The organism is Acinetobacter sp. S4400-12, assembly GCF_024129495.1.
GTDB lineage: Bacteria > Pseudomonadota > Gammaproteobacteria > Pseudomonadales > Moraxellaceae > Acinetobacter > Acinetobacter lwoffii_C.
This window is the reverse complement of record NZ_JAMXYB010000052.1, coordinates 1-9,071: the sequence shown is the minus strand read 5'-3', so window position 1 is coordinate 9,071 and position 9,071 is coordinate 1. Positions and strand designations below refer to the sequence as shown.

The window sequence follows — 9,071 nt, the reverse complement described above, 5'->3', positions numbered from 1 at the left end:
GAGCATCAGTGAATCACTGTATTACTGAATAATATTACGATAAATCGAAAGTTTCAATACTTTGGTGGGTAAAAATGTCGATTAATGATAATTTTTTAGAGCGTGGGGCACGTTTGAAAGCGGAAAGAAACCGTTTGAAGCTGACTCAACCTGAAATGGCTGAAATTATAGGTAAAGCAGTCGGATCTATAGTCCGTTATGAAAAGCATGGTGATGCCTTGAACCAGGATCAGCTGATTGCTTTGAGTAATGCGGGATTTGATGTCTTTTATATTACGTTTGGTTTAAGAGCTGATACTTTAAGTGAGCCTGAGCATGAAATTGTCACGGCATACCGTAGTCTGGGTGATGATGCCAAGGCTGCTTTTGTCAAAATGGTCAAGGCTTATGTGGCACAGTAATTTCAGGGCAAGCCTAAATCATCTACCCCAACCTTAGTTGGGGTTTTTTAGTGCTTTATATTGCTTTGGCGATCTGAACGACTTGGTGGTGTAGGGTGTTGAGGAGAGCGTTTAGTTCTTCGCTTGTGATTTCATGCTGTATTGATAGTTTTGTCAGTGCTGAGAGTGTTTGTTCCAGGTTTTTAATTGGAAAGCGTATTTCGTCCAGTATTTCTTCTGCAGTCATGGTGTTATGGCTGTTAATGTCCAGTATTGAGTTCATTGCTCCCCCTGTCTATTTATAGTGGGTTTATTTTGCTGAAAATTGTTTAAAGAATACAGTCATGTGCGACAAGTATTGTCGCACATGATGGTTGGTTTTGTAACTAATTCAAGAGTGGTGGATTTGTTTGGAACAACCAGCATTTGATATTTTTGCTGTCTAATGCGCTGTAAATCTGTCGGTTATTTTGCATAAATACCGGATGGGGGCTTTGACTTTGCATAAGTAGTGAAAAAAGTTGGGTTTTCAACGGTAATCCATCTATGCACTGATAAATCTGAGAAATATTAAGTGCCAAGATATATGGATTACGACTGTGATTGAGTCTATGTAAGCCATAGCTATTCACACTTGCCCAGAAGTCATTCAACATTTTATTGTTGATAATATTTTTTGTTTCTAAAGATAAACAAGCCACTGGAAGGATGTCACGGCACAGAGTCGCTTTATTATGCCAAATGACTTCAGCATCTTGCATAAAGCCATTCTGGTCATAGTGGATCTGACTCACTGTGTAAATAGGACCACCAGATTTGAGCTGCACTACTGCACCAACATGAATACTTTCATTATTGCCATGCAGGTTGTAAAGCATGGCTGCCATTTGGTTAAAGGTGTTGATGTAGGCTTCTTTAATTTTTGCGGCAGCTGCTCCAGTAAAGCCCATGACCAAAAATATAAAACCGTCTTTGCTCATTTCGTACATTGGGCGATTTTCACCCTTAGCATCTTTATATTCAACGAGCGTAAAATTGCGCTCGTTGAAATCTGAGGAACATTCAAGACTTTCTAATTTGCGTAATACGTCTTTATGTTGTTTATTAAAAATCTCAGCCACTTTTAAACTGGTGGTTTTCACTTGCTGGTCTTGAATAAAAACCGCGTCATCAATATGTGCAATTGCGTTCATGCTCATACTCCCCAAAACAATAATGAGAAGACGATAGAACATGCTGAAAAGAACACGGTGGTGTCTAAGATGTTTTTAAAAATTTGTTTACGTTTAAGTTTGCGCTGGCGTTTTTCGTATGCAGCTAGATCGTAAATAGGGGAGTGTTCACGTACGTTATTTTGGGTGCACGAATGCGTAGAAGCGAATGTTTTCATTGGCTATTTCTCCGTTCAAGTATTTAAACCTGACACCAACCAATTTCCACAAAGATTGGTGACAGACTGAACAGGGGTGGAAATTTACCGCGAACGAAGAAGCGGCTGCCCCGAAGGGCACCCTGTCCAGCCTGCCATAGAATAGCACAGCTAGATTTTACGCAAAAAAATAGCCCATGACGGACTTTTTGCGTCTTCGTTCAAATATTTTCAGGTTTCCACGCCTGACTACAGATTTTGCTGTAGTATTAAAACTGTATCAGTGAATCACTTTATAGGTCAAGTGACTTTATAAAAATATTTTGAGGGGTGTGTGTTGAGATCTATTTTTTCTATCCTTTTATTTATCTGTACTTTGCTTCTGATGCCTATATTGCTTGTTTTGAGTTTTATTTCACCTACAACTTACCAGCGTATTAAAAGCAGGTTATTAGTAATAGAGAAATCATTGGGAATTGAAGAACCTACCAAGAATAACCTTGTTCAAATTACTCATGATTGTGAAAATATTGAACCTAAAAAAGAATTTGTTAGCGAAAAATTAGAAACATTAATGTATCGCTATGAGTTGGACTATAAAGACAGATTTGGAAATATAACAACAAGAAATATTGATGTAGTCGCTATACAAAAAGAATTAGGGAATAACCGTTGGTATTTTGTTGCAGATACTCCAGAAGGAGAGCGAACTTTTAAATCTGAACGTGTGCGCGAATTAAGGGATAGTTGGACAGGTGAGATATATAAGACTTCTAAGTCTATACGTGAGCATCTTGTAAAAAACTACCCTGAAACTGATAATGCATTTGATGATTAGGGAAAATATAATGAAAAAATATATTTTAGCTTTAGGTATTATTTTAACCGGATGTTCTGACGAACCAGAGATCACATTACCTGACGTTGAGCAAGTCGGATTGGATGATGACAATGCAGTTATTCAATCAATTGGTGAACAACCTAAAAAAGTCGTTGATAGTAAGGATGATGCAAAAAAAATCTATATATTTGATGGAGCTTACTCACAATTAGAGTTGAGTTCTAATTATGCTTTAGTTGCTTGGCAGCAAAATAATGATGCAAGTTTGAAGCGTGCTGTAAAAATGGGGATGGCATTACTTGGAAATGATGCAGGCTATTTTATTCACCGTGTAAATATGAATGGTGAACATGCTGATTATAGTATTCAAGGTCATAAGATTGTAAATAATACATGCATATCTGAATTATGTATGATTAAAATTGAGAAATAAAAAAGCCCCGAAAGGGGCATTTTTACAGGATGCCTGAACGTGTCAAGCCACGCACAGCATATTGATTATTCTGCTGTCATCCCGTTGTTATTATAACCGTTTTTTTAAAACCATCCTACTGTGTGTAGAAATAATAAAGCACTTCCGATCACACCCAGCATAGCACCGACTAAAAAAGGATAGAGCCACATATTTTTATCCTTTACGCTTGGTTTGGGTTTGAATAAATGCACAGCTTGGTTTTTTGTTTTGCTGAATTAAGCTTTCAATGCGTTTGGTATAGCGGTCGAACAAGTACCAGATGATGAGTACCACGGCAGCCAATAGGTTTACAACAATTAAAATCAGTGCGGTTTGTTGGTCCATTTTTATTTTTCCTTTGCTTATTAATCTTGTGATGTGCATTCAGGGCAGGGGCATTCGATTGGATCTGATTATCAGCGATAATGACTGGCATGACGTTCTTCCTTGGTCTTGCACTCAATGCATAAAGTGACTGCACCTAGCTTCTGTCGTTCTGGTGGAATGTCATTACCGCATTGTTCACATTCATCAAGTGATGGTGTGCTGTAATCACGTGGTACCACGTGAACTTGATCCAATTGATTCTGTTGAGCAATATCAAATTTTTTAGACACGTGAGACCTGTGGATTCTTATTTTTATGTGGGGAAGGGGGGAGGTTTATTTCTGGGTTAGGAATGCCCGATGGTGATAGTTCAAATTCAATCTGAAAAAAACCTTGTGCAGTAAAACCGCATTCAACATTTGAACACTGAGCGTGGAAACGTCGTAAAAGTGGATTTAATTCGACACTGTTTCTGATAGGAAAACTTGAACCGCAATGGGGGCATTTAGTACGTGAAGGTCTAGACATATTGCACCTTTGGATCAAAATTTATTCATACAAATATATAACAAAATTACGATATATCTAAATAAAATGTTGTAAAAATAATCAAATATCGTTATTTTAATTAAACCCATTTCATCTCGACTTCACCCCAAAGTCGGGATTTTTTTTATTTTGATTTTTTATATTTATCAATTTTTGCCTGTTCTCGTTTTAAGGCATTGGTCGCAGTCTTTTTAGATTTATAAATGTGGGTGAGTTTTAAAGGTTTAGACTGATCACCAGAGGTCAGTTTGATGGACTTGCCACCTTCACTGTAATAGGCAATCACACCAGTGAATTCAGCATAATTTTTACCAGTGCGCTTTTTCTTTTTGGCTTGCTTTTCTTCTTCCGTTTTTTCTTCCTTGCCTTCAAACAAGGTCGACACGTCATCTGCATCGGGCAGCTGCACTTCCAATTCAACAGAAGTGGTCAAGCCACTGTCATTTAAAGTATGGGTGATGTTGGTACCTAACCAAATGATGTCATCAATTTCAGGCTTGAGTCCGTTAAATTCAAATTCCTGTTCGGGAATCAGTGTCGGATCTCCTTTGGCCAAAGCATAAGTCAGCTTTTGTGCAGTCCGTTTGCATCGGTTGTATTCGGCATTGGCTGCCAATTCTGCAGTGGTCTTGTCCCGATGCACATAGCGAATTTCTTTTAAGTTGTCTTCACTGTCACCCACAAAGACATGCAGTTTTTTAGCCTTGCCTTCTGCATAGTAATAGGCTTTGACACCAGTGATGTTGTCGGTACCAGTACCATTGGTGTAGTTGTGTTGGTCGCCTTCATCCCGGGTGATGATTTTGCGTGGCAAAGCTAAACCTGAAACCGTTTGGCTGGCACCACGTGGTAATAAAATCAAATGGCCATTCTTCACTGTCGCAATGGCATCTTGTTCATCGGCAATTCGAGTAATGAGATTTGCATCAGATTCATTCTGAGCAATGTATTTAATAACTTTGGACGCAAATTTTTCATGAACTATGACTTTGAGTTCATATTCATCACCGATCTTGTCAAAGATTTGCTGAATGGTTTGATTATTCCAGCTGCGTTCACGCTTTTGTTTTAAACCTTCTGACACGTCATTGGCCATGGCAGAAATACTGAGCACATCTGGTGCGCCACGATGTGAAGTCGATTCCACCTTATACACGCCTTTGTCAAATAAACCGGTATTGGACCAACCTAACCACACCTGAATTTTTGCACCTTTGGGTGGGATAGATAACATGCCGTCGGCATCACTGAGTTCAATGTCTACAGTGTCAACAACTAAGCCACGATTATCTTTGACTGTCAGCGACATTAGACGTGTGGCCATTTGTGGTGAAATATCGACACCATCCACTTCAACACGAAAAATGGGCGTTGGGTATTCAGTCAAGTTCTCATATGCACTGATGGCATTATTTGCAAAATTTAAAGCCTGTTTAAGCATTACAAGATCCTATTCAGTGCACCAATGCCCATGCCAACCAGCGTGCCTAAAATGCTGGGTTGCCAGTCGCGAACGATGGTCAGTTTGATGGTGAATTCTGTTTTACGTGCTGCACCATCTTTGAAGAAAAAGGTTTTGCCTTCTTCCAGATCATTGATGATCACCAAGCCATAAATTTTGCCTGTGCCTTCGATGAGGGTATAGGCTTTACCGGTGTCACCCATTTGACGCACGATGTCCAAAGTGTTTCGACTGCCAGTGATTTCATGATAAATCACACCTTGCAGGGTGATGGTGTCTTCACCCTTGCCCACAAACTGATAAGCCGGTGCAGCACCAACACGGCTATTGGATGGATGTCGCCAGTTGGTAACACGTTTTAATTCTTGATATGAGGCAGTGCGTAGTGAAAATACGAACATGCCTAAAGCCATCATCATGTGTGATTACTCCGTGTCTGTTAAAAATTTACGTTTTGCATTTTGTTCTTCTTGCGCGACACGTTGTAATTCCTGACGCAAGGCTTCAGCAGTACCTTTCACAAATGAACCATCTTTGGCTTGAATGGTGATGTTGATGGTGTCATTGCTGACAAATGATTTGGCAGATCCACCACCCATTGAGATTGGTTTGACTGGTTTAGTTTTGACTGCTGTATCTACAACACCTTGTGTGGCTGTGGTGGTTGCTGCCACTGGTAAGTTGTTGGCATTGGCAATACCAAGTGCCATCCCATGCATGGTTGAATTACCTAGACCCATGAATACCTTTGATGGAGAATTAATTCTTAATATGCCTTGAGCTTTTTCAATCACGCCACTGACAGCACCTGTGATGGCATCTTTGACGGCATTCACTTTGGATAAAATACCGTTCTTGAGTCCTTCTAAAATCATGGCACCAAAGCCAGTGAACTTGGCAGGCAGATCTACACCGAACCATGACAGTACTTTGGCAAATGCTGAATAGAACAGTCCGATTGGACTCCAATTGATGATCAGTGCTGAAATGCCACGGATACCGCCATTGAACGCTGTTTTGATGGTATTCCAAATACCAACAAAGAATCCTGATATAGGAGCCCAGTTTTTATAAATCAGCAAGGCAGCACCGGCAATGGCAAGTACAATCCATGTAATTGGGTTAGTCAGTAACGCCATGCTCATACCTTTGGCGGCTAATGCAACGACACCAAAGCCTTTCGCAACCATCATCATTGGTCCAAAGATGGCGACTAGACCAATGGATAGGGCAGAAAGGCCACCAACGAGTAAGACTCCACCTGCGACAATTCGTGCAATAGTACTTGCTAGTCCTGGGTTTGCCTGCGCCCACGAAGTCACTTTCTCAGTGATGCTGGTAAAACCTTCAATCATGGTTTTAAATTGGGGTGCAAGTTGTTCACCGAACAATGCAAGTAAGCTGGTAAAAGTACCACCAGCAGCATCTTTTAAATTTTTAAGTGTACTTAACTGGGCATTTACACGAGTTTGTAAGTCTGCTTGCGCCTGCATTTTAGCAACGACTTCATCATACCCAGCCTTACCTTTGTCAATTAGCAGATTGGTCGCTTGGATAGTTTCTGCATCGTTGCCGAACATAGCACTTAAAAGAGGTAACCGTTGTTCTGTCGTGAGACCTTTCAGTTTCTCAAATTGTTTATACATATTATCTAGACCACCGAATTCACCTTTACCATCTGTGAAATCCATGGTCAGTCCAGTCTTGCTGTCCTTTAACGCTTTTTTGATTCCATCTGTATCCATCATGGACTTAAAGATTTTACTGAAAGCATTACCAGCGCTTTCGCCAGCCATCGCTGCCTGATCTGCCATAACAAGCAACGGTGCCATGGCTTTTGCACCCTCTAATCCTTCTTGCTTAATAATTTTCATTCCAGCTGAGATTTTAGAGAATCCTTGAAGCATATTGCCGTCATCTACACCTAAATATCTACTCCGCTGAATAACGTCCATTAGAGAAAGCATATCTTTTTCTGCTGTTTTAGTTGCATCTTGCATCTTCGCGGCAAATTCAGCAGCTTCTTCGAATGGCATTTTCATTTGTACACCAAGATAACCAGCTGCTTTACCCACTCCACCAAGTATGGCTGCTTCGGACACACCTTGTTCAACGAGTACTCTCATCATATTTTGGAAGTCAGCTGTTGTACCAGGTAATTGTGTGCCAAGGCTATTTGCTAATTTATTAATTTCATTATAGCCTTTTGAAACTTCTCCATTTGCTTTCATCATCGCTACACGTAGCCCCATTGCAGCATCTTCAGCATCTTCGTATTGTTTAAGCGAGTAGCCCATACCAGCAATAGCAACCCCACTTATAGCCAATCCTTTTTTTGCTAAATCCGAAGCTTTAGCCATCCTTTCTTGCCCCTCCTCAAATTTTTTCTGAGCAGCAACATGCCGTGAAAGAGAATCTTTTTGTTTATTCAGTTCCATTGTGGTCAGGTGGATTTTATTTTTCAGCTCGGATTCTTCACTGTTGAGCCGATCCATCTGAATACCAGCTTTGTTGAATTCCTGTGCCATGCCAGTCAATTCTTTACTTTGACCTTTTTGCACTGCCATCAGGCGTTTATGGGCAGCTTCAGCACGTGCCAAAGCGGTCACGGTTTCCTGTGCTTCAGGATTAATCTTTAAGGCTTGTTTTAATTCAGCAATGGTTTGTTTATTTTTAGCCAAAGCCTGAGCTGTTTTTTCAGACTGTGCTGTGAGCTGACGGAAACCTGAGATTTTGCGCTGTTGTGCTTCAAGGTCCTTCAACTCACCATTGGTTTTCTTTAATGCAGCAGCCATAGATTTTGAGCCACCAATGATTGTTTTGATGGGTCCAGATACTTTATCTACAGCATTGAACAGGACTTCTAATTTTAGTTTTGACATTGGTGGACTCATTTACACGTTGGTTTGGTGACGCTTCAGCGCAAGGTGATGCCATTTACTTAATTCGATAATGTCCATGTCATCGTATGCGCTGGGTGGCCAATGGAAGATGCAGGCAATATTGGCAATTGCTTCATCTACTTCATCGACCAGTTTTATTACTGTTCCTCTTTGATCGCCTTCTGCACCGCTTGTGGGTACAAAAAAGTGACCAAGTGACCTCCTAAATTTGCAAAGTCGACAGGATCCAGTTCAAGTACTTGCTGTGCTGTTAATGCTGGTGTGGTGACACGTGGCAGTACTTTGATTAATGCATTGACATCATGCTGATAGATCGCCTGCAGGCTGACACCGCTGAGTGCTTTCACATTGGGTTTGCGGATTTTGATTTCTGTGATTGTGGTACCGCCAAATTGAATGAACTGTTCTAGCTGAACGGTTTCTTCATTTGGGTTTTGAATCGCTTTTTGATTCAGGGCTTGATCTTCAGTCAAGGTTTGAACGTTGTCTTGAGCTTGTGTATTCATGTTGCAATCCTAAAAAGTGACAAATTAAAAAAACCTTGCACAAAACGTTGTTCATGCAAGGGTAGGAAAACTTAAATGCCGAGTGCGTTACGTTGCTTGGCCAAGCGATCAACACCGTCAATCACTTCTTTGAAGCCTAGAATGTCAATTTCGATCTCAACTTTGCCGTTGACTGTCAGTTTGTAGTACACACAGTTGGTCACGACTTTATGTTCAGTGTCTTCACCTGGTTCAGAATCACCGCCATCAATTTCTTCATGACGACCACGAACCACGACTT

General features: G+C 40.6%; 15 protein-coding genes. 3 read left to right on the top strand and 12 right to left on the bottom strand.

Features of this window, described 5'->3' with window-relative positions:
* Window positions 1–74: 74 nt before the first annotated feature.
* Window positions 75–401, top strand: coding sequence for a helix-turn-helix domain-containing protein (locus NI461_RS13380; protein WP_171529613.1), 327 nt, complete (start codon window positions 75–77; stop codon window positions 399–401).
* 55 nt (window positions 402–456) lie between these two features.
* On the opposite strand, the gene NI461_RS13375 is transcribed toward NI461_RS13380, so the two are convergent.
* From NI461_RS13375 to NI461_RS13365, 3 genes are all read right to left on the bottom strand, one after another.
* The gene (locus NI461_RS13375; RefSeq protein WP_137311810.1) at window positions 457–663 is read right to left on the bottom strand and encodes a hypothetical protein; all 207 of its coding nucleotides are present in this window, start codon (window positions 661–663) and stop codon (window positions 457–459) included.
* A 103-nt stretch (window positions 664–766) separates the two neighbouring features.
* Window positions 767–1,573 carry a Rha family transcriptional regulator gene (locus NI461_RS13370; RefSeq protein ID WP_253157651.1) on the bottom strand — a complete coding sequence of 269 codons (807 nt, stop codon included), beginning with the start codon at window positions 1,571–1,573 and terminating at the stop codon, window positions 767–769.
* A 2-nt stretch (window positions 1,574–1,575) separates the two neighbouring features.
* Entirely contained in the window at window positions 1,576–1,770 is a 195-nt protein-coding gene (locus tag NI461_RS13365) for a hypothetical protein (RefSeq protein WP_005267323.1), read from the bottom strand.
* 313 nt (window positions 1,771–2,083) lie between these two features.
* Here NI461_RS13365 and NI461_RS13360 point away from each other — a divergent pair, with 313 nt between their 5' ends.
* Together NI461_RS13360 and NI461_RS13355 are read left to right on the top strand one after the other, a co-directional pair.
* Window positions 2,084–2,587, top strand: a complete 504-nt coding sequence (locus tag NI461_RS13360) for a hypothetical protein (RefSeq protein ID WP_253157648.1) — start codon at window positions 2,084–2,086, stop codon at window positions 2,585–2,587.
* A 10-nt stretch (window positions 2,588–2,597) separates the two neighbouring features.
* Window positions 2,598–3,023: a hypothetical protein gene (locus tag NI461_RS13355; RefSeq protein ID WP_253157645.1), complete on the top strand. Its 426-nt coding sequence runs from the start codon at window positions 2,598–2,600 to the stop codon at window positions 3,021–3,023.
* A 195-nt stretch (window positions 3,024–3,218) separates the two neighbouring features.
* Here NI461_RS13355 and NI461_RS13350 read toward each other — a convergent pair whose 3' ends face one another.
* The 9 genes from NI461_RS13350 to NI461_RS13310 all read right to left on the bottom strand — a co-directional run.
* Complete coding sequence (locus NI461_RS13350; RefSeq protein ID WP_253157642.1) at window positions 3,219–3,389, bottom strand: hypothetical protein; 171 nt, start codon at window positions 3,387–3,389, stop codon at window positions 3,219–3,221.
* Window positions 3,390–3,460: 71 nt separating this feature from the next.
* A complete protein-coding gene (locus NI461_RS13345; RefSeq protein ID WP_253157637.1) occupies window positions 3,461–3,661 on the bottom strand; it encodes a TraR/DksA C4-type zinc finger protein in 201 nt (66 codons plus the stop codon).
* Window positions 3,654–3,899 carry an ogr/Delta-like zinc finger family protein gene (locus NI461_RS13340; RefSeq protein WP_155861784.1) on the bottom strand — a complete coding sequence of 82 codons (246 nt, stop codon included), beginning with the start codon at window positions 3,897–3,899 and terminating at the stop codon, window positions 3,654–3,656. Before NI461_RS13340 ends, NI461_RS13345 begins: the two co-directional genes overlap by 8 nt.
* A gap of 145 nt (window positions 3,900–4,044) precedes the next feature.
* Entirely contained in the window at window positions 4,045–5,361 is a 1,317-nt protein-coding gene (locus NI461_RS13335) for a contractile injection system protein, VgrG/Pvc8 family (protein ID WP_253157635.1), read from the bottom strand.
* Entirely contained in the window at window positions 5,361–5,801 is a 441-nt protein-coding gene (locus NI461_RS13330; protein WP_005146692.1) for a phage tail protein, read from the bottom strand. Before NI461_RS13330 ends, NI461_RS13335 begins: the two co-directional genes overlap by 1 nt.
* A gap of 6 nt (window positions 5,802–5,807) precedes the next feature.
* Window positions 5,808–8,264, bottom strand: a complete 2,457-nt coding sequence (locus NI461_RS13325; RefSeq protein WP_253157633.1) for a phage tail tape measure protein — start codon at window positions 8,262–8,264, stop codon at window positions 5,808–5,810.
* A 12-nt stretch (window positions 8,265–8,276) separates the two neighbouring features.
* Window positions 8,277–8,384, bottom strand: coding sequence for a GpE family phage tail protein (locus tag NI461_RS13320; protein WP_228129391.1), 108 nt, complete (start codon window positions 8,382–8,384; stop codon window positions 8,277–8,279).
* A 38-nt stretch (window positions 8,385–8,422) separates the two neighbouring features.
* Window positions 8,423–8,791, bottom strand: coding sequence for a phage tail assembly protein (locus NI461_RS13315; RefSeq protein ID WP_253157631.1), 369 nt, complete (start codon window positions 8,789–8,791; stop codon window positions 8,423–8,425).
* Window positions 8,792–8,862: 71 nt separating this feature from the next.
* Window positions 8,863–9,071 (bottom strand): phage major tail tube protein (locus tag NI461_RS13310; RefSeq protein WP_253157629.1); only part of this gene is annotated, 209 nt, incomplete at its 5' end.